The organism is Affinundibacterium flavidum (assembly GCF_014284175.1).
Taxonomy (GTDB): Bacteria; Pseudomonadota; Gammaproteobacteria; order Burkholderiales; family Burkholderiaceae_D; genus Undibacterium; species Undibacterium flavidum.
The window spans coordinates 354,202-375,858 of sequence record NZ_JACOGA010000001.1; the positions used below are offsets into that span (position 1 = coordinate 354,202).

Genomic DNA, 21,657 nt, shown 5'->3' on the forward strand with positions numbered 1-21,657 from the left:
AACATCATGAAGCGTCTTCCATTAATCATCAATATTATTTTGTTTGCCTTAGTTTGCATGCTACTTAGTTATTGGGGATTGCAAATATTTAAGCCGACTATCCGACCAATACAGGCGCCTGTGAGTGTCAATAGTTATGAACCCAATGTTGGACAATGGGGTAATGTCTTTGGTGTGGCTGCAAGAACTGAAGTTGCACCTAGTAGCTATCAATTGAAGGGGGTAATCGTTGCTCCCAGAGCAAAAGATAGTGTGGCAATTATTGTCATTGAAGGTAAGCCAAACTTTACCATTGGTACCGGTAAAGAGTTGATACCTGGAGTGAGCTTGAAAGAAGTGCATGCGGATCATGTCATTGTGAGTGAGTCTGGCATTGCTCGTCGTATCGACTTACCAGTCCCTGCCCCAAATGCAGGCATAGTCCAGATGCAAGCTAATGATCCTGCAAGCTTTAGATCCCAAGGTATGCCAGCTCCAATGCCGCCGCCAGCGCCAGTTTCACCTATGGTACCGGGGCGTTAGTTTCGACTTTTCCCATTTTTATTCATGCGCTTTCCGGATTTTTTTCTAATAGATATTCAGCTGGCGCATCCATCTTGGCATGAGATTTTGCGTCAAGGCTTAGAAGCGGTACATCAGCAAAATCCTGACTATCTCCGGCAATTGGCACAGTCACATTTTCTGCCTAATTCGCATCGATTGTTTGCAGCATTTTCCATTCCTTTATCCGATGTCCACTATGTACTGGTCGGGGAAGGACCGTATCCACGCGAAGAGAGTGCGACTGGTTATTGTTTTATGGATGGTGCTGTCGATGAAATTTGGTCTCAAGATGTGAACGGCGGTTTGAGTAAATCTGTCAATCGTGCGACCTCATTGCGTAATTTTGTAAAAATGTTGCTGGTGGCGGACGGGCAACTTGCACAGGCAGATACTGGTAGTGCCGCAATTGCGCCCATCGCACAAAGATTGCGTTCCGAGCCTTCTCGTTACGTGCAAACCATGGGGCAATTGCAATCCAATTTCTTGCGACAAGGTTTCTTGATGTTGAATGCCTCATTGGTATTTCGTGCAGATGTCGCACCGGCGGTGGATGCGAGAGCCTGGCTGCCTTTTTTGCAGGTAGTATTTCAATCTTTGACCTTGCAGAAAACTCGACCAGAGTTAATTTTATGGGGAAAAATTGCGGATCGCTTGGGGCAGATTTCTGTCGTCGGTGAATTTGTAAACCTTAAGTCAGAACATCCCTATAACTTAAGCTTTATTTCAAATGCGACTATGCAAAACCTTTTCGCCTCGCTGAACTTACTGCATAGATGAGTTTCGTCTTTCATTCAATAGAAATATTGTTCTTTATTTCTATCTTAATGAGTAACTGTTGGTAATTATTGGGTGTGCCTGAATTAATAATTGACCACACTATAAGTTAAGACCAAGTTAGTTTCGCAAATTTGCCTCAAATCAATAAAAATCATCATTGGCTTAGGTACTCCTGCTTGTTTGCTCGTGTAGAATGAAATTGAAATTCCGCACGAGAACTTTCCATGGTGACTGTGATAGTGCTTCAGTTTGATCGACTTGGATGACTGACTAGAAGTCCTTGAATGAATGGATGTTGATTGCATATGTTGAAAAAAATTAAATCCACACAACTTCGTCAGGGTATGTTTGTTCATGAGTTATGCGCATCGTGGATGAGCTCGCCATTCTGGCAAAAATCGTTTCCAATTGACAGCATCGCAGTCGTCAATAAAATCAAAGAAGCGGGCATACGAGAAGCATGGATTGATACTGATAAAGGTATCGATGTCCTACCAGAAAATCCGCAATCTGAAGCTCAGCAAGAAATTCAGAGCCTTGCCGAACCGAGTGAGTCCCCCACTGTTCCTGATTCAAACGAGCCACGTGTTTCGTACTCAGATGTGCAATCAGTTTCTATGGATGCTGAAATAGGGAGAGCCGCCAAGATTGTAGATAAATCTAAGGGGGCGGTTTTTTCCATGTTTAGTGAAGCTCGCATGGGGAAGGCTATCGAAGCGGAGCAGGCAATGCCCTTGGTTGAAGAAATTGCCCTTTCTGTCATGCGAAACCCAGGTGCGCTGATTGGATTGGCAAGACTGAAAACAGCAGATGACTACACTTACATGCATTCAGTTGCGGTATGCGCATTAATGATAGCCTTGGCGCGGCAATTGCGCTTAAGTGATGACGAAGCACGTGAAGCTGGATTGGCGGGATTATTGCACGACATAGGTAAGATGGCCGTGCCTCCTGGAATTCTCAATAAGCCTGGTCGTCTTACCGATGAAGAATTTGTGTCGATCAAAGAACATCCTAGCGCTGGTCATGCGATGTTATTGGAGTCAAAAGGTGTCGGGCAAATTGCATTGGATGTTTGCTTGCATCATCATGAAAAAGTTGACGGCAGTGGCTACCCAAAAGGGCTGAAAGGTGATCAGATTAGCCTATATGCAAAAATGGGCGCGGTGTGCGATGTGTATGATGCGATTACTTCAAATCGCCCGTATAAAGTAGGCTGGTGCCCTGCCGAGTCTTTAAAGAAAATGTCAGAGTGGAGTAGGGGGCATTTTGATGAAGCGGTATTTCAAGCATTTGTACGCAGCATCGGTATTTATCCAGTTGGTACTTTGGTGAAGATGCAATCGGGGCGATTGGGTGTTGTGGTGGAGCAGCAGGTTGGTAAGTCATTGCTGTTACCTAAAGTCAGAGTGTTTTTTTCGACAAAATCGATGACTTATATTTCGCCGGCTTTGTTAGATCTGGCCGCTGCGGGCATGCAAGATAAAATTGTCTCACGCGAAGATGCAAGTACCTGGGGATTGAAAGACATTGATCGCTATTGGCTTGGAGATGCTGTCGGCTGAGATCGTTTTGAAGTGACGAGTTTGGGTGGACTGGGACTACCCTGAATATAGGTAATTTTGCTCGAACTTTGCTGCAAATCCAACGCTCTGAAATAAATCGCCAGCTTGGCGATTTTCATTATCGGCATCAGGTAAAATGCGTGCATGAGAATTTTGATTAGCAATGATGACGGATACTTAGCACCGGGCCTAGTGGCTCTGGCCAATGCTTTGCGTCCCTACGCCGACATCACAGTCGTGGCTCCTGATAGCAATCGTTCTGGTGCTTCGAATGCCCTGACACTTGATCGGCCCTTATCATTATTTCGTGCTGAAAACGGATTTTATTTCGTCAATGGAACCCCGTCAGATTGCGTGCATGTCGCCTTGACTGCATTGATGAAGGAGCCTCCAGATTTGGTTGTTTCAGGTATCAACCAGGGACAAAATATGGGGGACGATACTTTGTATTCAGGAACAGTTGCTGCCGCAACTGAAGCCTTTTTATTCGGAATACCTGCAATTGCATTTTCACAGGTTAATAAAGGCTGGGGTGAACTACAATCTGCAGCGAAAATTGCCGCCGAAATTGCCGTACGGGGTTTTCCATCCTTAGATCAACCCTACCTATTAAACGTTAATATTCCCAATTTGGCGTATGAGCAAATATTGGGCATACGTGCCGCACGACTTGGTAAACGACATAGTTCCGAACCTGTGATTCAGACGCAAGATCCTGCAGGAAGAAGTATTTATTGGATAGGTCCGGCAGGTGCTGCAAAAGATGCAAGTGAGGGAACCGATTTTGATACAACTTCAAAAGCCTATGTTGCCGTTACGCCATTGCAGATAGATCTGACAAATAGGAAACAAATGCAGGCATTAGCAGTGGATTTGGCATGAGTACAAATGAAAAGCGGTTTCCTCTCAGTTTGGCATCGGTAGTTGATCAACGTGGAAGTGCAGGTAAGCGTTCGACCGCAATGCCACAAACAGCAGTGAAAAATGCCGCGAACAATGTGAAACCAGCGCAAACATTTCGTTCCTCCGATAATCGATTAACACAAACATCTCCACATCCACATCAACCAACTTTGCCTGGTGTTGGAATGGTTTCGGACAAGTTTCGACAAGCAATGGTCTCACGCGTAGCGCAACAAGGCGTGAAAGATGATTTAGTACTAGCTGCATTGGAAGCTATCCCCCGTCATTTATTTGTTGAGTCTGGTTTGGCTAGTCAAGCCTATATTGATGCTTCTTTACCGATAGGGCATCATCAAACCATTTCTCAGCCATATATTGTTGCCAGAATGACTGAGATTTTGCGCAATGGTAAAAATTTAAATAAAGTATTGGAAATTGGTACCGGTTGTGGGTACCAAGCCGCTGTGTTATCTCTGGTGGCGAAAGAAGTCTATTCGATTGAACGAATTAAAGCCTTGCACGAATTGGCGAAGACGAATTTACGCCCAATGCGGATTGCCAATATTCGTTTGCATTATGGAGATGGCATGCTAGGTTTGCCACAAGTTGCACCATTTGACGGTATTATATTAGCAGCAGCAGGATTAGAAGTTCCTCATGCATTGCTCGATCAATTGGCTGTAGGCGGGCGTTTGATTGCACCGGTTGGTGGACGGCATCAAGTCTTGCAGTTAATCGAGCGGGTGGGTCAGCAAGAATGGAATAGTACGATCATGGAGCAATGCCATTTTGTACCCTTGCATCAAGGCGTTATTTAGTTTTCGAATTTAGTTCTCAACTTGAGAATAGCGAAGTTTTTTTGATGATTGTAGTTAACAAATTAAGATATATTTATGAAGCAAAGTTGGATCTTTAGTGTGAAACATCGCTTATTTTTGTTGTCTTTGGTGTTGCTTAGCGCCTGTAGCAGCGTGCCAAATAATGCGCCTGTTGTGGAGCGAAGCAAAGATGTGCCGGCAGAAGTAATTAAAGCTGTGCCTGAAGTGTCTGCAAAAAATGTAGAGCCACGTCCAAGTTATATTGTTAAACGTGGGGATACTCTATCGCGAATAGCGATTGACCAAGGTGTTAATGTTAACGATTTGATCGCATGGAATAATTTGAAGAATCCTAGCGATATCAAAGTTGACCAAGTTTTATGGGTGGGGTCACCAGATGGAAGTGGGGTTAAAATTTCACCAGTTACGAATAATTCAGGTATTGAAGTTCGTAATTTAAATCCGATAAATCCTGCGACAAATAAGACTGCACCGAAGGGGGAAAAACGTCCTTACTCGGAAGCGAATCTGGCCGAATTGCAGAAAGCAGACAATAGTGCTGGGGTCGTGCTTGCCGCCAAATCTGATATGCCGGCCGCAAAACCTCTTGAGAAAGTAACTGCGACAGCAGCACCTACAGTAGAAACTATCGAGTGGATCTGGCCAGCCAATGGTAAGGTGCTCGCGACCTTTGATGACCCGAAAAATAAAGGTATAGATATTGGTGGTAAATTGGGGCAAGACGTCGTTGCTGTCGCTCCAGGTAAGGTGATTTATGAAGTGGGTGCGGTGCGTGGTTATGGCAATATGTTGGTGATCACACATGCTAATAATTATCTATCCGTATATGCGCACAATAAGGCAAATTTGGTGAAAAAAGGGCAGACCGTCAGTAAAGGGCAGAAAATCGCCGAAATGGGAAATTCTGATAGCGAGACCGTGAAATTACACTTCGAGATTCGTCAAGCTGGAAAACCTGTTGACCCCTTAAAACTTTTGCCAACACGTTAGAATTTGGTTAACGCCCTGCAAATTTTTTTGTGATGTATAGTGCTCTCTTCGGTAGTGTCGAAGTAACTTAAATTTGTTTCACTTAAACTTGGTTCAAAGTTCAGATTATGCATAAATATTCTCAACAAGAAGTACAAGCCGATACATTAGATAGTGATGTGGTGGCTTTGTCGTCGGAACTGAATGTCGAGAATTTGGACGTGTCGCCAGATGAAGATGGGGCAGATGAACGCGACGACGATGAGAAAATGGATGAAGTACCGTCCGTTGCCATTGCCCCTATAGATGAAATTAAGACTATTCTGGCGGCCGAGTTATCGACCGACACCACTCAGCATTATCTCAACCAAATTGGTACCAGACCCCTATTTTGCGCTTCCGAAGAGCTGCATTTTGCTACCTTAGCAAAACAAGGTGATTTTGAAGCACGCCAAAAAATGATTGAGCACAATTTGCGCTTGGTAGTATCGATTGCCAAGCACTATATTAATCGCGGCGTTGCTTTGCTCGATATGATAGAAGAAGGTAATCTGGGATTGATGCATGCCATCGACAAATTCGAGCCTGAACGTGGTTTCCGATTTTCTACCTATGCTACTTGGTGGATACGCCAGAGCATAGAGCGCGCGATTATGAATCAAGCGAGAACGATACGTTTACCCGTGCATGTGGTTCGAGAACTGAACCAAATTTTGCGCGCCAAATACCATCTGGAATCGCAACAGCGCGACGGTAAGGATGCTACGGTCGATGATATTGCGCACTTGGTTAGCCGCCCATTAGATGAAGTACAGGATATTCTTGCTTTGTCTGAACACGCGATGTCGCTCGATACGCCCCTTGATGGCGACCCCCAGAGTAGTTTGTTAGATATGTTGCCGGGCGACAGTGATCATGCGCCTGATACGCAAGCGGAACACCACGAAGTGACAGTGCTCGTGCGTGACTGGCTATCCAAGCTACCTGACAAGCAAAGGATCGTTATCATGCGCCGGTTTGGCCTTGATAATGATGATCCGGTCACCTTGGAAACCTTGGCAGAAGAAATGGGAATTACCCGTGAACGGGTTCGTCAAATTCAACAAGAAGCCTTGATCAAGTTAAAACGTAGCTTTGCTTCACGTGGTGTTGGTCGCGATGCTTTGTTATAGGTCGCAATAGACGACAACTCACACTATGAACTGAGTCAATTCGCTTGAGTTGATTGACTTGGTTTGATCGCTGGTTCGGATTTAAGCAATTATCGAAAGAACGGATCACATCGACCACGACGCTTCCGTTTTGATCTGTTGATTAAGACTGTATAATCTCGGATTCTTGAAATCCTTACCCCACATGGCGCCTTCGCGCCCTCATTTGCTTATCATGAATACAATTAATATCCGTTCCTTAGATATGGACGCGCGTGGCGTTGGTCATCTGCTCAATGAAGATGGTAGCCAAGGAAAAGTCGTTTTTGTCGAAGGTGCCTTACCTGGTGAGGTTGTTGGTTTCAATAGCTACCGCAAGAAACCAAGTTGGGAGGCGGCAACGCTAGGTCCTATCGTAAAAGAATCTTCGCAGAGGATCACGCCAAAATGTCCTCATTATGGTGTCTGCGGCGGTTGTTCTATGCAGCATTTAGAGCCGAATGCGCAAGTTGCAATGAAGCAGCGCGTATTGGAAGACAACTTGGCGCACATAGGCAAGGTCAAGCCAGAAATGGTGATGCGTCCGATTTATGGCCCGACCTGGGGTTACCGTTATCGTGCGCGTTTGTCAGTTCGTAACGTGCATAAAAAAGGCATCGTTTTAGTAGGGTTCCATGAGAAGAAATCTCGTTACGTCGCGAATATGGAAACATGTGAAATCTTGCCTCCGCATATTTCTAACATGTTGATGCCTTTACGCGATTTGATCACCTCATTAACAATCATTGAGGCTTTGCCGCAAATCGAACTAGCAATTGGTGAAAATGTGACGGCGATGGTGCTGCGTATCATGCAGCCCTTGGGCGCTGGCGATGCTGAGAAATTAAAGGCATTTGCTGATCAGCATCAGGTTCAGTGGTGGTTGCAGACCGCGGGCCCTGACAGTGCCGAACCATATTATCCAGCGCACTCAGATTTGCATTATTTGTTGCCCGAGTTTGGCGTCAAAATGCCGTTTAAGCCGACTGATTTTACCCAAGTAAATCATCATATTAATCGTGTTCTGGTGGCTCGCGCTTTAGGTTTATTAGACGTGCAAAAAGATGAACGCATTTTGGATTTGTTCTGTGGCCTAGGTAACTTCACTTTGCCAATTGCCACGCAAGCACGAGAAGTTGTCGGGATCGAAGGCAGCACGGCTTTGACCGAACGAGCCTTAGACAATGCAAAAGCGAATGGCTTAGCCGCAAAAACCTCATTTGCAACTCGTAACCTATTTGAAGCAAAAGCGGAGGATTTAGTCGCGCTGGGCAAATTTGATCGATTCTTAGTTGATCCACCACGTGATGGTGCCATGGCAGTATGTCAAGCACTGATCGATCTAGCGACTTTGGCGCCCGAGCTACGGCCTAAGCGTATTGTTTATGTATCTTGCAGCCCGTCGACCCTAGCCCGCGATGCAGGTATGCTGGTCAACGAAGCGGGTTACACAATGACGAAAGCGGGTGTGGTGAATATGTTCCCGCATACCTCACATGTGGAATCGATGGCGGTATTTGATTTGCGTTAATTTATTCTGTTTTCGTTTTTTCGAAAAAGCCGGCCTCGTGTCGGCTTTTTTTATGCAACACTTTTTAAGTTGCCACCTTGAAAGTTTTGACAATTGCGTGGATACTCAATATCGGAATATACGAAAAACAATAGTGAGGAAAATAGTTTATGGAATTCGAAGTAATGGATACGCAAATTGCCCCAGATGGGCACTTAGAGGTTTTGTCGAAAGCGGAAGTAGCAAGATTATGGGATACCAGTCACGGCGGTTTGTATCAATTGTTCCGTAGTTGTGCATTGGCGGTTCTCAATTGTGGTAGCGGCCTGGATGATGGCAAAGAATTGTTAGAGCGTTATAAGAGTTTTGATATCAGCATCGTTCAGCGTGAACGTGGCATCAAATTAGATGTTAAGGCGGCACCTGCGAGCGCTTTTGTTGATGGCGTGATGATCAAAGGTATTCAAGAACATTTATTTGCGGTACTACGCGATATTTTATTTATTGATGGCGAGATTTTAAAGAATGCCCATATTGATTTGGAGACCACTGAAGGCGTGACCGATGCGGTTTTTCATATACTGCGCAACGCCAACTTATTGCAACCGCAGATTAGTCCAAATTTAGTCGTATGCTGGGGCGGTCACTCGATTTCAGGGCATGAATATGATTATACGAAGCTAGTTGGGTATCATCTCGGCTTAAGAGCGATGGATATTTGTACTGGCTGTGGTCCTGGTGCAATGAAAGGGCCAATGAAAGGGGCAACGATAGGCCATGCTAAGCAGAGGATAGAAAATGGTCGATATCTTGGGGTTTCCGAACCAGGAATCATCGCCGCTGAAGCTCCGAATCCTATCGTCAATGACTTGGTTATTTTGCCGGATATTGAGAAGCGCCTTGAAGCCTTCGTCCGCATGGCACATGCAATCGTTGTATTCCCTGGCGGCGCTGGTACTGCTGAAGAGATCCTGTATTTACTCGGTATCTTACTGCATCCTGATAATGCGCAATTGCCATTTCCGGTGATCTTCACGGGGCCTGCTTCAGCAGAAGAATATTTCCAGCAAATAGATCAATTCATCGCGACTACTTTGGGTGCTGAAGCGCAGAGTAAATATAAGATTATTATTGACGATCCGGTGGCAGTTGCACGTGAAGTGCAAGCAGGTATCAAAACCGTACGAGCCTATCGGAAGTTGCATGGTGATGCGTATTATTACAACTGGTTATTAAAAATTGACCGTGAATTTCAACATCCTTTTGCACCAACACATGCCAATATGCGTGGCTTAGCATTACATAAGAATCAGCCTGCGCATTTGTTGGCAGCTAATTTGCGACGAGCATTTTCTGGTGTCGTTGCCGGCAATGTTAAAGATCAGGGTATCCGCGCTATCGAGCAATTTGGTCACTTTGAAATTTGCGGCGATCCAGACATCATGCACGCAATGGACGTCTTGTTGAATTCATTTGTTCAGCAGACACGCATGAAACTGCCTGGAAAAGCGTATATTCCCTGCTATAAAGTTATTAAATGAAAAACACTTAATTGGTGAAGGTGGGCGATTCTTTCAGGCGCCCACAATCTCGGCGAGCAATTTTGTTGCTTCTGAAAAAAAATCAAATATTTCAGATAGGAAATTAGTGTTTATTGGGAAAAAAGTAGCATAATAAGAAGAGCGTATGACTTAAGATTCACGTGTAGCGACATAAATAAAAAGGTGATAAACATGAGTACTGTACAACATGAGGTTGATGAACGTACCAACTTGATCAGTTCAAATAAATTTGAATTGTTGTTGTTCAGATTAGGTAATGATGCAGTCAATCAACGCTCAGAATTATTTGGCATTAACGTGTTTAAAGTGCGTGAAATTGTTGCGATGCCTGAGATTACCGCAGTTGCGGGAGCTTTGCCGCATAACTTGGGCGTTGTGAATTTGCGTGGGCAAATTATTCCAGTAATCGATTTGCCATCCGTGGTTGGCCGTACGCCTGTCACCGGATTAAATATCATGTTGGTGACCGAATTTGCGCGTTCCACACAGGGGTTTGCTGTAGAGTCGGTTGAGGAAATAGTGCGCTTAGACTGGAGTCAGGTTCTCTCTGCTGAATCTAGTGCAGCAGGCGGCATGGTCACTAGTATTGCTCGTTTAGATGGTGATGCAGAAGATACAAGGCTGGCGCAAGTATTGGATGTCGAACAAATTTTGCGTCAAATTGCACCGAGTGGCAACAAAGATGTTGATTCAGAAACCATTGGTGCTAAGTTGAAGATTAAACCTGGCGCAGTTATTTTGGCGGCGGATGATTCAGCTATTGCGCGGGCATTGATTGGCCAAGCGCTTGATGCAATCGGCGCGCCATACATCATGTGCAAAACCGGTAAAGAAGCTTGGGATAAATTACAGGCATTAAATGCTACTGCCCTTACAGAAGGTAAGACTTTGCGAGATAAAGTGGCATTGATGTTGACGGATTTGGAAATGCCAGAAATGGACGGTTTTACTCTTACGCGTAACATTAAACAAGATGATCGATTTAAAGGCTTGCCTGTGATTATCCATTCTTCCTTATCTGGCACGACGAATGAAGATCATGTACGCAGTGTTGGTGCCGATGCTTATGTTGCTAAATTTGTTGCGGAAGAGCTAGCGGCAACTATCCGCGAGGTAATTACGCATTAATTCAGATTGAATATGTGATTGAAAACGCTGATACAGCAGATTGCTGTTATCGGCGTTTTTTTATGGTGAATTCAAAGAATTACTTCAAATCAGAGTAAGATTCAGCCCTCACTCATTTACACAGCGTTAAAAGGAATAAAGCGATGGAAAAGTTCATGACCTACGAAGAATATTTGGACGAAGTCACAACCCTTTTGACTGAGATGTACAAACTTAATGATGAAGCCGCGATTAAATACGTGATGCGAGCACAGGCCGCAGATTACTTCAGTCAACACGATGATCACGAAGAAATGCGAACATTAGACCGGGCGATGAAAGATGCGAAAATCGTGTATGAAACTCGAAACAAATCTCGCCCTGAAATTTATCGAAAATAATGTGTCGGAAAATGTAGTCGAAAAAAAGTCTAATATTTTTGTATAAAGAGCCGAACTACACGAAGTCACGGTGTCTAGATGAATGAATGTAAGGTAGTGTGGGGAAATGAAGAGCACTCTAGTATATAAGAATGCTCCCATTTGAATGTGAGTAGGTGTTACTTCTCGAGATTCATCATTGAAAAGATGATTTTTTTGTCACTGTATTCGAAAAAAATGCTATTTGCTATCGAATGAATTTGAAAGGATCTCAAGCTCGAATTTTGTTCGCTACACAAATTTCCTGAAATAACTGAATTTACTTGAATGGCATCGAAATTTTTGTCATTGAAGTCTGGATTTCCATACTTTAGTGACAAAGTAGAGTGGTCTTCGTGTCTATAACTAGATGAGTTTTATTTCACGTTAGATCTTAATGATCAACATTGGTGGAGTTCGCTGACAGAATGGCAGTATTGCTTCAAATGTGGTCAGCCTCAAAGTTCCTTCCAAGAAAAAACTCCCATTAACAGATTGAATAAATTTTCAGATAAATTCCTTCTATGGGAGGAGGTTCTTGCAAAAATTTCGCCACCAAAAGAGCACAATTGGGTTTAACATTATCCAGCCAAATTAACTCACATAAATTTGAAGCGATATTTGTGAGTTACACTATTTAGGCTTTTAATTATTGATCGAGATATCAGAAGATTTCACATTGAGAAATCTTCTTGACCTCAGTCTTTGCAAATGCGAGAGATTGTGTTCTCCGTGATGCCAAATAACTACTTGCGAATTCGATTATTTCGCCATGCATGAGGCTCACGATCTGCAATAGTCGAGCTGCCAATCACTGCGGGTGGCGGGGTGTAACCACTAGGACCACAAATACCAGATTTGCTGTAAGTCGCAGCACTTGCAAGCAGGCGTTCGCTGAGTGAGCCTAAATCATGTTCAAGGTCGTCTGTGGCTGGGCAGGTCGGGGCAAATCCATTCACATAACCGCCGTTGCCAGCATTGTTGACGCCATCAAATTCAATCGCGAAATACGCTGTATTGCAATTGTCAGTTTGACTAAAACCGTAAGGTTTGCCGCAAGTTGTGCCGCCTATCGTAATGACTTGTACGAATGGGGATAATCCGTTGATGATAGATTCACTCGCGGAGCAAGTGCGTGCACTGGTTAACACGAACACACGTGTCAAATTGAGTTGTGGTAAGACCATGCCGGAGCGTGATTTATCGGTGAACATGAATTTACTCTGCGCGGTCCAGTCGGCATGTTTATCGTTGTATTGCAATTGTTCAAAAACATGGCCTTGTGCCTTAGTGCCGGCAATCATAGAAGCTACCTCGTTGGCGATATAAATATAACCGCCACCGTTATAGCGGACATCCAATACGAGATCATTAATCCCTTGCTCTTTAAATTCGCGCAGACTGTTGACTAAAGGGTCTGATGCAGTCGCAATATGGTCAGTGAAAACCAAGTAGCCTAAACGACGGTTGTCTGTCGTGGTGATGATTTTGTTTTGCAGCACTGGCTTTGTGATTACGGTGGTAGCTTTTAAGTCCACACTGCGGGTTGTGCTGGCACCGACATCTTTGATTTCAAAGCGAGTCGTGGTTTGCGAACTGCTTGGATAAAGTGCTGCGATTTGGTTGTCGTAACTGACTTGTCCAATGGGTGTGCCGTTTAAACCTATGATTTGCGCGCCGCGTTTAATTTGTTGCAAATCGGCGGGTGATCCAGGCTGTACATAGGCGACGCGTAATTGATTGTTTTGATTGACGAGCTTATAGCCGAATCCTACATCTTCGCCGGCTTCGAAATAGCCATCTATTTCATCTTTGTCCGCAGTAAAACTAAAACGGTCATTTTGTTTGACTAGTAGGGCGTCAAAGTAACTTTGTGGTGTGTTGTAATTGGCCGCTGGTACATCGACAATTAGCTTGTACCAAAGGTAGACGTCATTTAAATGTGCTCTAACCCAGGACTTCTCTACACTTGGAGTGCAAATATTCGCATATACACCTGGTAGACCAATTTCCGAATTGCTGCCACTTGAATTGTTGTTTCCAGTATTAGTGTTATCTGTTGTGCCGACTGAGCAAACGCCAGTGCCATTTCCGCACAGCTTTAAACTAGTATTCGAATTCCCACCGCCACCACAGCTACTTAATGATAGCGACAATAGAATGCACGTAAGTGCGGTTGTTGTGTTTGAGAATTTGTTAAGCATTTTTTTTACCTCAGTTGTTATTGTCCCGTTCGAATTCATTTAGATGATTCTGTCGACGTTCGATATTGGTACGACGGGATTTTATTCTTTGTTCTGATATTTGAGCTCAGTCGCTGAGCAGTATAATCTAAGTTGTTTAATAAAAAAATAAACGTATCTAAAAAATAAATCTATCTTAAGAAATAGAGATAAGGTTTGCATGACGATTTGACTGAAGGCGGGCTATGCAATCTATTTTGGCATAAATTTATTTAAATTTTATGGGGCAGTTATGTCACTACAACGTTGTGGGTGGGCAAACCCGGCTAATCCTTTGTACTTGGAATATCACGACTATGAATGGGGTGTGCCATGTCATGATGAATTGCGTTTGTTTGAAATGCTCAATTTGGAAGGCGCGCAAGCAGGTTTGAGCTGGGAAACGGTGCTAAATAAACGTGAGAATTATCGTCAAGCTTTTGACGCATGGGATGCCAAGAAAATTGCTTTGTATGATGAAGCAAAGATAGATGAGTTAATGCAAAACGCCGGAATTATCCGGAATCGATTAAAAATTCAGGCGGCAATTTCGAATGCTAAAGCCTACTTGCAATTGTGTGTAGATGCAGGTGGTTTGGATAACTATTTGTGGCAGCATGTGCAGGGAACGCCGATAGTCAATCATCGTGAACGTATTGTGACAACAGACTTGTCTGATCAAATTTCGAAGGATTTGAAGAAGCGCGGATTTAAGTTTGTCGGCTCCACGATTATTTACGCCTATATGCAAGCAATCGGTATGGTGAGTGATCATGCACATGACTGTGCTTGGCGACAGTCCTGAGTTGCATAATGATGAAAAAGAAGAACAAACTAGATGTACTGATCAACGAACATCCCGACGTATTTGTTTCCGAATTTAGGGGAGTGCGCTCTTTGCATTTGGCTAGCACGATTAATTCTGATACAAGTTGTGCGCCGATTCAAGGATCGATGCGATTGGCAGTTCCTGATCAAATTGAACTTGAATATGTACAGCAAATGAATCTGTGGATGTTGTTCAATATGGTGCCTAAACATATTGTGCAACTCGGTTTGGGCGCCGCATCGTTGACGAAATTTTGCTATCGACATTTTCCTAATGCAGTAGTGACGGCGGTAGATCTAAATCCAAAAGTCATTGCTATGTGTCGTGAGCAATTTAAATTGCCCGCCGATGATGAGCGCTTGCATGTACTTGAAATGGATGCCTTCGATTTCGTGCGCAGTCCGGCGCGTCACGGGAAAATTGATGTGATTCAGGTGGACTTATATGATGCTGAGGCTGAAGGCCCGGTATTGGATAGTGCTGAATTTTATGAAGCATGTGCAGCTTGTTTGACGTCGGAAGGCATGATGACGGTCAACTTATTTGCAAATGATGTGCAACGTCAAAAAAATATAGAGGCGATGCAGGCATTTTTTGATGTTGTCGTGTGGCTGCCCGAGGTGCATGACGCCAATGTGGTGGCGATCGCATTTAAGGCTGCGCCAGAAATTGATTTTGAAATTTTGTATCAGCGCGCTGCAATTTTACGAGTCAATTACAAATTGCAGGCGCCAGTTTGGGTCAATGGATTGAAAGCCTGGATGTTACGTGAGGATGATTAAATAAATTTGAATTGGATTTGGCTGAATTTGGTTGCATTTGTGAATCAAATCAAGTCCCATCAAATTCATCATCTCTTAACACTTCCGCCTGCAAAGTAATATGATCGATGCCATGCTTCTCCAATAGCATTTTTTTGATGCTTTCTAAAATACGTGGCCAGGCACTCAAGTCATCAATTTCTAGATGGCCAATAAGTGCAGGTTGACCTGGCGACATGTCCCAAATATGCAAATCATGGACAGAGGCGACGCCGGGTGTATCTTCCAGATCACTGCCAATTTGTACATAGTCAATATGGTGTGGTACACCTTTCATCAAAAAATGAAATGATTCTCTGAGCACGCCTATGGTCGATTTGAGGATGAGCAAAGAAACGAAAATAGATAATATAGGGTCAATTGGCATCCAGCCGGTGTAATAGATGATGCCGCCGGAAACAATTGCCGCAACGGAGCCCAGTAGGTCCCCCATCACATGTATCAGCGCTGCACGCGTATTCATACTGTCTTTATCGTGAGATAAAACCCAAGCGACGATGATGTTAATCGCTAAGCCAATTGCGGCAACGATCATAACCATGCCACCCTGTACCTTCTCAGGTGTTGCTAGTCTCTGTAAAGCCTCGAAGCTAATCCATGCGACGACACCTAACATGACGAGTCCATTGACAAATGCGGCTAATGCTTCAGATCGACCAAAGCCAAATGTATGTTTGGCAGTTGGCGGGCGTTTTGCAATAATTTGTGCGAGTAGAGCTAGTCCAAGCGCCGCAGAGTCAGTCACCATATGGCCTGCATCAGAAATCAGCGCCAAAGAATTTGATAAGAATCCAAAAACAACTTCGACACCTGCAAAGAATAAAGTCAGACCCAATGCCCATGCCAAAATGGATTGGCTGCGGTCGGCGAAATAGTGCTGATGTTCGGCGTCACCATGACGATGGGCGTGAAGATGGGCGCTTTTGTCGAGATTGCTGTGGGTGTGCGAGTCGTGAGGCATATGCAATGGAAGTCATGTTATTGATCTCGCATTGTAAGTGATTTACGCCTACTTGAATGCATAAACTAACCTGTGTTGACGTCCGGCTTAACAAGAAATTCAATACGAAATTTCGTGCGGTATGGAGTTCTATGTATATGGATGCAGATAGCGCTTACAGGCCATTTCGCAAGAAATTACCAAAAAGAACTTTACGATTGCCTAGTTGTTTGCTATAGTCTCGGCTCTTCGGGCGGTTAGTTCAGCTGGTTAGAATACTTGGTCGACATCCAAGGGGTCGCAGATTCGAATTCTGCACCGCCCACCAGAATTTAGTAAAAATGTAGTATTTTGTAAGAGCGAGAAAGGTACCATGGTTATGACACCGCGAACTACGATCACATTCCTTTGTGAGCGACGCTAGTCGAGGTGTTTTTTCGTCTTTGAGGTATTCAGAAAAACGCGGCTAGTCCGCGTTTTTTTTCGTCTAAAGATTTGTTCCAATTTTAAACTTGTAATTTTTTGGCTTAGGCCCGTATGGAGATGAATATGATTTCAATTCGATTGCCCGATGGTTCGCAACGACAATTCGAGTCCGCTGTCACAGTGGCACAAGTTGCTGCCAGTATCGGTACGGGTTTAGCGAAAGCTGCGCTGGCCGGTAAGGTCAATGGCAAGTTGGTCGATACCTCACATCTGATTGAAGTGGATGCTGATTTGGCGATCGTTACGGATAAAGATGCTGATGGATTGGAAGTCATTCGACATTCGACTGCGCATTTATTGGCGTACGCAGTCAAGGAATTGTTTCCTGAGGCGCAAGTCACTATTGGCCCTGTGATTGAAAATGGTTTCTACTACGATTTTTCTTACAAACGCCCATTTACACCGGATGATCTGGTGGCAATTGAAAAGAAAATGACGGAATTGGCGAAGAAGGATGAGCCAGTCACGCGCAAAGTCTTGCCGCGTGATGAGGCTGTTGCTTACTTTAAGTCTATCGGTGAAGCTTACAAAGCTGAAATCATAGAATCGATTCCTGCGGATCAGGATGTCTCTCTTTACACAGAAGGTAATTTCACGGATTTGTGCCGCGGCCCTCACGTTCCGTCGACTGGCAAACTTAAAGTATTTAAGTTGATGAAATTGGCTGGAGCTTATTGGCGCGGTGACTCTAAAAACGAAATGCTGCAACGTGTGTACGGTACCGCATTTGCGAAGAAAGAAGATCAAGAGCAATACCTGCATATGTTGGAAGAGGCAGAAAAACGCGATCATCGTAAATTAGGCAAAACTCTAGATTTGTTCCACTTTCAAGACGAAGCGCCAGGTTTGATTTTCTGGCATCCAAAGGGCTGGACAATCTGGCAGCAAGTTGAGCAATACATGCGAAAGGTGTATCAAGATTGTGGCTATCAAGAAGTGAAAGCGCCGCAGATTTTGGATCGTACTTTGTGGGAAAAAACTGGCCACTGGGAAAACTATCGCGAGAACATGTTCAGTACAGAATCTGAAAATCGCAACTACGCATTAAAACCGATGAATTGCCCGGGTCATGTGCAGATTTTTAATTCAAATATGCGCAGTTATCGTGAATTGCCGTTGCGCTACGGTGAATTCGGTCAATGCCATCGCAACGAACCATCTGGTGCTTTGCATGGCATTATGCGTGTGCGCGGTTTTACCCAAGATGATGGTCATATTTTCTGTACCGAAGATCAGATTCAAGATGAAGTGATGGCCTTCCATCCGCAAGCGATGAAGGTGTATGACGATTTTGGCTTTGAAAATATTCAAATTAAGTTGGCCTTGCGTCCTGAAAATCGTATCGGCTCTGAAGAAATTTGGGATAAGGCTGAAGATACTTTGCGCGCTGCTTTGCGTAATTGCGGCATGACTTGGGAAGAGTTGCCAGGTGAGGGTGCTTTCTACGGTCCGAAAATTGAATACCATTTGAAAGACAGTCTGGGTCGTCCATGGCAAGTCGGTACCATGCAGGTCGATTTCTCGATGCCAGGTCGTTTGAGCGCAGAATATGTATCAGATGATAATTCGCGCAAAGTGCCAGTCATGTTGCATAGAGCAATTGTTGGTTCTATGGAAAGATTTATTGGTATTTTGATTGAAAATCATGCTGGCGCTTTGCCAACATGGTTGGCTCCAGTGCAAGTTGCGGTCTTGAATATTTCTGAATCTCAGGCCGAATATGCTAAATCTGTCGCAGAAAACCTGAAAAAACAAGGCTTTAGAGTGCATACAGATTTGCGTAATGAGAAGATTACCTATAAAATACGCGAACATTCCATGCAAAAATTGCCTTATATCATCGTAGTCGGTGATAAAGAACGGGATGCAAATACAGTGGCTGTGCGTACGCGCGGTAATCTGGACTTGGGTGTAATGACTCAGGAAGCCTTCTTGGATCGCCTCAAAAACGACTTGGAAACCAAGGCTTAACCAGCTTTTGCCCGCGAAAAAGCACAGCCTGTTTATTTAAATTTTTGAAGGAAACTAAGATAGCTACCGATAAGTCACATCGCATCAACGGCGAGATTACAGCGATAGAAGTGCGTCTGTCCGGCGTTGAGAACGAGCCTTTAGGCATTGTTAAATTAAGTGAAGCATTTCGCTTAGCCGAAGAGGCCGAAGTAGATTTGGTGGAAATCGCGCCAACCGCGCAGCCACCTGTTTGCCGATTGATGGATTACGGCAAATTTAAGTATCAAGAGCAGAAGAAGGCGCACGAAGCTAAGCTGAAGCAAAAGGTTATTTTGGTCAAGGAAGTGAAATTCCGTCCAGGTACAGATGATGGTGATTACAACATTAAGTTGCGTAATTTGACTAAATTCTTGGATGACGGCGATAAGACAAAAATTACTTTGCGTTTCCGTGGACGTGAAATGGCACATCAAGAAATTGGTATGCGCATGTTAGAGCGTTTGAAACTCGATCTTGAGCCTTACGGTCAGGTTGAACAGTTTCCGAAGATGGAAGGACGTCAAATGGTTATGATCCTTTCACCGAAAAAGAAAAAATAAGTCGGTGAGCCCATAAATTCAATTGTAGGGCGCATTACTTCGTTGTTTGTCCTCGCAATACCTTAGTATTGCTGCGGGAAACGCCTAGTACTGCATCCCTAAAATTGAATTTCTGAACCCACCTTGCGATCTCGAAGTTGGAGCGCAAAATAAAGAATTTGTAGTGATGGCGATTCGCAAGCATCACCATTACAACAAAGGGCATTGAACTCGATTTCAAGCCCAAGCTAAGTGAGAAGTAGGCATCCAAGAGTGACGTCATTGTCACCACCTACCATCATATAAAAAGGAGCTGTCGTAAAAGACAGAGATGTTATGCCTAAAATGAAAACAAAGAGCTCTGCAAAGAAGCGCTTTCGTGTACGCCCAGGTGGAACAGTTAAGAGTGGTCACGCTTTCAAGCGTCATATCTTGACTAAGAAAACCACTAAGAACAAACGCCAATTGCGTGGCACCCGTAACATCAACGCGTCTGACGTAACATCAGTCATGCGCATGATGCCAACAGCTTAACCTCTACTCACTATTTTAAGGAGTTATCATGCCTAGAGTAAAACGTGGGGTTACCGCTCGTGCCCGTCATAAGAAAGTTCTCGATTTAGCCAAAGGCTATCGTGGTCGTCGTAGTAAGGTATTCCGTATTGCTAAGCAAGCAGTTATGCGCGCTGGTCAATATGCATACCGTGATCGTCGTAACAAAAAACGTGTATTCCGCGCATTGTGGATTACTCGTATCAATGCTGCATCCCGTCAACATGGTTTGACTTACAGCGTGTTCATGAACGGCTTGAAAAAAGCGAACATCGAACTCGACCGTAAAGTGTTGGCCGATATGGCTGTGATGGACAAACCAGCATTTGCTGCGATTGTTAATCAAGTAAAAACGACTTTGGCTGCTTAATTAGTCATAGTCTGTAGTTTCGCTGCAGGCGAAGCTGCAATATGAGCGGGGCAGAGGTTTAATCCTGTGCCCCGTTTGTTTTTCTGAAGGGCTTATACAAAATAATCTATCTTCGTTCAGTTTATTTTGTGTGAGTCTTTTGTGTTGTAGGGCGGGTGCAACCCGCGCTGCTCAGGTGCTCGATGGCTTGGCGGCGCGGGTTGCACCCGCCCTACGAGACTGCGGTATTCAAGCTGTACAAGTCAAAAGCTTGAACCGCAGAGGCGCAGAGTACGCAGAGAAAGATAATGGTTTTCTCTGTGTACTCTGCGCCTCTGCGGTTAGGTTTTTTGTTTTGCATGTGGATACTTTAGTTAAATGTAGAGACTTTATTTTCTATCATCCACACGAAGTGGGAAAAAATCGCATGAATCCCTTAGATCAAATTGTCACCCAAGCTATCGCTGATTTTGCAGCGGCACCAGATGCTGCTGCTTTGGAAAATGCCAAGGCTTTGTACCTAGGTAAATCCGGCCAAATTACTGAACAAATGAAAAGCCTGGGCAAACTAGCTCCAGACGAACGTAAAGTTCAGGGAGCGGTAATTAATGTCGCCAAAGAAAAAATCGAAAATGCTTTAACCGCTCGCCGTGAAGCTTTGGCCAATGCGCAAATGGAAGCACGCTTAAACGCAGAAGCCATCGACGTGACTTTGCCCGGTCGTGGTCGTGGCATGGGCGGTATCCATCCAGTAATGCGTACTTGGCAGCGCGTTGAAGAAATCTTCCGTTCGATAGGTTTTGATGTTGCAGATGGCCCAGAAATTGAAAATGACTGGACTAACTTCACCGCTCTGAACAGCCCAGAGAATCATCCTGCGCGTTCTATGCAAGATACTTTCTACGTTGAGGGCAACGATACTTCTGGTAAGCCTTTGTTACTGCGTACGCACACCAGCCCTATGCAGGTACGTTATGCACGCATGAACAAGCCACCGATTAAAGTGATCGCGCCGGGACGTACATATCGTGTCGATAGCGATGCTACGCATTCACCGATGTTTCATCAAGTCGAAGGTTTGTGGATTGCGGAGGACATCAGCTTCGCGGATCTGAAAGGCGTGTATCTGAATTTCGTTAAAGCCTTCTTTGAAACAGATGATTTGCAAGTGCGTTTCCGTCCTTCGTATTTTCCGTTCACTGAACCATCGGCAGAGATCGATATCGCGTTTGGCAGTGGTCCTTTAAAAGGGCGTTGGTTAGAAATTTCTGGCTCAGGGCAGGTGCATCCATCTGTCATTAAAAACATGGGACTCGATCCTGAACAATATATTGGTTTTGCATTTGGCTCAGGCTTAGAGCGACTGACAATGCTGCGTTACGGCGTGAGCGATTTGCGCCTGTTTTACGAAGGTGATTTACGATTCTTGAAGCAGTTTAATTAATGGAGACATCTATAAATCCAATTCTCGGGCGACTATTTTCGTTGCAAAGCCACACAATATTGAATACCGACGTATTGCTACGTTTTGCGCCTCAATCTG

The 21,657-nt window shown here is 44.3% G+C and carries 20 protein-coding genes and 1 tRNA gene; 19 read left to right on the forward strand and 2 right to left on the reverse strand.

The annotated features are described in order from the left end of the window. The first annotated feature begins 6 nt into the window (after positions 1-6). The 11 genes from H8K55_RS01545 to H8K55_RS01595 all read left to right on the forward strand — a co-directional run bounded on the left by H8K55_RS01545 (position 7) and on the right by H8K55_RS01595 (position 11,366). Positions 7-522 (forward strand): type II secretion system protein N, encoded by a 516-nt coding sequence (locus tag H8K55_RS01545; RefSeq protein WP_186940250.1) that lies wholly within the window; start codon positions 7-9, stop codon positions 520-522. 24 nt (positions 523-546) lie between these two features. Continuing rightward, complete coding sequence (locus tag H8K55_RS01550) at positions 547-1,320, forward strand: uracil-DNA glycosylase family protein (RefSeq protein ID WP_186940251.1); 774 nt, start codon at positions 547-549, stop codon at positions 1,318-1,320. Positions 1,321-1,625: 305 nt separating this feature from the next. Continuing rightward, entirely contained in the window at positions 1,626-2,885 is a 1,260-nt protein-coding gene (locus tag H8K55_RS01555) for an HD-GYP domain-containing protein (protein WP_186940252.1), read from the forward strand. Between the two features lie 144 nt (positions 2,886-3,029). Further along, a complete protein-coding gene (gene surE, locus H8K55_RS01560) occupies positions 3,030-3,767 on the forward strand; it encodes a 5'/3'-nucleotidase SurE (RefSeq protein WP_186940253.1) in 738 nt (245 codons plus the stop codon). Next, positions 3,764-4,606 (forward strand): protein-L-isoaspartate(D-aspartate) O-methyltransferase, encoded by an 843-nt coding sequence (locus tag H8K55_RS01565; protein WP_186940254.1) that lies wholly within the window; start codon positions 3,764-3,766, stop codon positions 4,604-4,606. Before surE ends, H8K55_RS01565 begins: the two co-directional genes overlap by 4 nt. 75 nt (positions 4,607-4,681) lie before the next feature. After that, a complete protein-coding gene (locus tag H8K55_RS01570; RefSeq protein ID WP_186940255.1) occupies positions 4,682-5,617 on the forward strand; it encodes a peptidoglycan DD-metalloendopeptidase family protein in 936 nt (311 codons plus the stop codon). Between the two features lie 107 nt (positions 5,618-5,724). After that, positions 5,725-6,768, forward strand: a complete 1,044-nt coding sequence (gene rpoS, locus H8K55_RS01575) for an RNA polymerase sigma factor RpoS (RefSeq protein ID WP_186940256.1) — start codon at positions 5,725-5,727, stop codon at positions 6,766-6,768. Positions 6,769-6,982: 214 nt separating this feature from the next. After that, positions 6,983-8,317 (forward strand): 23S rRNA (uracil(1939)-C(5))-methyltransferase RlmD, encoded by a 1,335-nt coding sequence (gene rlmD / locus H8K55_RS01580; RefSeq protein ID WP_230408445.1) that lies wholly within the window; start codon positions 6,983-6,985, stop codon positions 8,315-8,317. A gap of 149 nt (positions 8,318-8,466) precedes the next feature. Beyond that, a complete protein-coding gene (ppnN, locus tag H8K55_RS01585) occupies positions 8,467-9,837 on the forward strand; it encodes a nucleotide 5'-monophosphate nucleosidase PpnN (protein ID WP_329604981.1) in 1,371 nt (456 codons plus the stop codon). A 192-nt stretch (positions 9,838-10,029) separates the two neighbouring features. Further along, a complete protein-coding gene (locus H8K55_RS01590) occupies positions 10,030-10,986 on the forward strand; it encodes a chemotaxis protein (RefSeq protein ID WP_186940258.1) in 957 nt (318 codons plus the stop codon). A 143-nt stretch (positions 10,987-11,129) separates the two neighbouring features. After that, positions 11,130-11,366, forward strand: coding sequence for a hypothetical protein (locus tag H8K55_RS01595; RefSeq protein ID WP_329604982.1), 237 nt, complete (start codon positions 11,130-11,132; stop codon positions 11,364-11,366). 764 nt (positions 11,367-12,130) lie between these two features. Here the strand turns inward: H8K55_RS01595 and H8K55_RS01600 are convergent. Next, entirely contained in the window at positions 12,131-13,588 is a 1,458-nt protein-coding gene (locus H8K55_RS01600) for a S41 family peptidase (protein WP_186940259.1), read from the reverse strand. 271 nt (positions 13,589-13,859) lie between these two features. Between H8K55_RS01600 and H8K55_RS01605 the strand changes: the two genes are divergently transcribed. Continuing rightward, entirely contained in the window at positions 13,860-14,411 is a 552-nt protein-coding gene (locus tag H8K55_RS01605) for a DNA-3-methyladenine glycosylase I (RefSeq protein WP_186940260.1), read from the forward strand. A gap of 8 nt (positions 14,412-14,419) precedes the next feature. Next, positions 14,420-15,217: a spermine/spermidine synthase domain-containing protein gene (locus tag H8K55_RS01610; protein ID WP_186940261.1), complete on the forward strand. Its 798-nt coding sequence runs from the start codon at positions 14,420-14,422 to the stop codon at positions 15,215-15,217. 49 nt (positions 15,218-15,266) lie between these two features. Here the strand turns inward: H8K55_RS01610 and H8K55_RS01615 are convergent, their stop codons facing one another. Further along, the gene (locus H8K55_RS01615; RefSeq protein WP_186940262.1) at positions 15,267-16,217 is read right to left on the reverse strand and encodes a cation diffusion facilitator family transporter; all 951 of its coding nucleotides are present in this window, start codon (positions 16,215-16,217) and stop codon (positions 15,267-15,269) included. A 230-nt stretch (positions 16,218-16,447) separates the two neighbouring features. Between H8K55_RS01615 and H8K55_RS01620 the strand changes: the two genes are divergently transcribed. The 6 genes from H8K55_RS01620 (at position 16,448) to pheS (ending at position 21,558) form a co-directional block, all read left to right on the forward strand. Continuing rightward, positions 16,448-16,524, forward strand: a tRNA-Val gene (locus H8K55_RS01620). A 221-nt stretch (positions 16,525-16,745) separates the two neighbouring features. Next, positions 16,746-18,653 carry a threonine--tRNA ligase gene (gene thrS / locus H8K55_RS01625; RefSeq protein WP_186940263.1) on the forward strand — a complete coding sequence of 636 codons (1,908 nt, stop codon included), beginning with the start codon at positions 16,746-16,748 and terminating at the stop codon, positions 18,651-18,653. Between the two features lie 44 nt (positions 18,654-18,697). After that, the gene (gene infC / locus H8K55_RS01630; RefSeq protein ID WP_186889229.1) at positions 18,698-19,234 is read left to right on the forward strand and encodes a translation initiation factor IF-3; all 537 of its coding nucleotides are present in this window, start codon (positions 18,698-18,700) and stop codon (positions 19,232-19,234) included. Between the two features lie 315 nt (positions 19,235-19,549). Further along, on the forward strand, positions 19,550-19,747 hold the full coding sequence (gene rpmI / locus H8K55_RS01635) for a 50S ribosomal protein L35 (protein WP_038493025.1): 198 nt from the start codon (positions 19,550-19,552) through the stop codon (positions 19,745-19,747). A 28-nt stretch (positions 19,748-19,775) separates the two neighbouring features. After that, positions 19,776-20,135 (forward strand): 50S ribosomal protein L20, encoded by a 360-nt coding sequence (gene rplT, locus H8K55_RS01640; protein ID WP_186889230.1) that lies wholly within the window; start codon positions 19,776-19,778, stop codon positions 20,133-20,135. Between the two features lie 406 nt (positions 20,136-20,541). Continuing rightward, entirely contained in the window at positions 20,542-21,558 is a 1,017-nt protein-coding gene (gene pheS / locus H8K55_RS01645) for a phenylalanine--tRNA ligase subunit alpha (protein WP_186940264.1), read from the forward strand. Positions 21,559-21,657 lie beyond the last annotated feature (99 nt).

Excerpts from the sequence above, each read along its gene's own strand:
- H8K55_RS01600 (WP_186940259.1), bottom strand. The coding sequence starts at position 13,588 with ATGCTTAACAAATTCTCAAACACAACAACCGCACTTACGTGCATTCTA.
- H8K55_RS01565 (WP_186940254.1), top strand. The coding sequence starts at position 3,764 with ATGAGTACAAATGAAAAGCGGTTTCCTCTCAGTTTGGCATCGGTAGTT.
- H8K55_RS01545 (WP_186940250.1), top strand. The coding sequence starts at position 7 with ATGAAGCGTCTTCCATTAATCATCAATATTATTTTGTTTGCCTTAGTT.
- thrS (WP_186940263.1), top strand. The coding sequence starts at position 16,746 with ATGATTTCAATTCGATTGCCCGATGGTTCGCAACGACAATTCGAGTCC.
- H8K55_RS01570 (WP_186940255.1), top strand. The coding sequence starts at position 4,682 with ATGAAGCAAAGTTGGATCTTTAGTGTGAAACATCGCTTATTTTTGTTG.
- pheS (WP_186940264.1), top strand. The coding sequence starts at position 20,542 with ATGAATCCCTTAGATCAAATTGTCACCCAAGCTATCGCTGATTTTGCA.
- H8K55_RS01605 (WP_186940260.1), top strand. The coding sequence starts at position 13,860 with ATGTCACTACAACGTTGTGGGTGGGCAAACCCGGCTAATCCTTTGTAC.
- rlmD (WP_230408445.1), top strand. The coding sequence starts at position 6,983 with ATGAATACAATTAATATCCGTTCCTTAGATATGGACGCGCGTGGCGTT.
- H8K55_RS01550 (WP_186940251.1), top strand. The coding sequence starts at position 547 with ATGCGCTTTCCGGATTTTTTTCTAATAGATATTCAGCTGGCGCATCCA.
- rpoS (WP_186940256.1), top strand. The coding sequence starts at position 5,725 with ATGCATAAATATTCTCAACAAGAAGTACAAGCCGATACATTAGATAGT.
- rplT (WP_186889230.1), top strand. The coding sequence starts at position 19,776 with ATGCCTAGAGTAAAACGTGGGGTTACCGCTCGTGCCCGTCATAAGAAA.
- H8K55_RS01595 (WP_329604982.1), top strand. The coding sequence starts at position 11,130 with ATGGAAAAGTTCATGACCTACGAAGAATATTTGGACGAAGTCACAACC.
- H8K55_RS01555 (WP_186940252.1), top strand. The coding sequence starts at position 1,626 with ATGTTGAAAAAAATTAAATCCACACAACTTCGTCAGGGTATGTTTGTT.
- H8K55_RS01615 (WP_186940262.1), bottom strand. The coding sequence starts at position 16,217 with ATGCCTCACGACTCGCACACCCACAGCAATCTCGACAAAAGCGCCCAT.
- rpmI (WP_038493025.1), top strand. The coding sequence starts at position 19,550 with ATGCCTAAAATGAAAACAAAGAGCTCTGCAAAGAAGCGCTTTCGTGTA.
- ppnN (WP_329604981.1), top strand. The coding sequence starts at position 8,467 with ATGGAATTCGAAGTAATGGATACGCAAATTGCCCCAGATGGGCACTTA.
- H8K55_RS01610 (WP_186940261.1), top strand. The coding sequence starts at position 14,420 with ATGATGAAAAAGAAGAACAAACTAGATGTACTGATCAACGAACATCCC.
- H8K55_RS01590 (WP_186940258.1), top strand. The coding sequence starts at position 10,030 with ATGAGTACTGTACAACATGAGGTTGATGAACGTACCAACTTGATCAGT.
- surE (WP_186940253.1), top strand. The coding sequence starts at position 3,030 with ATGAGAATTTTGATTAGCAATGATGACGGATACTTAGCACCGGGCCTA.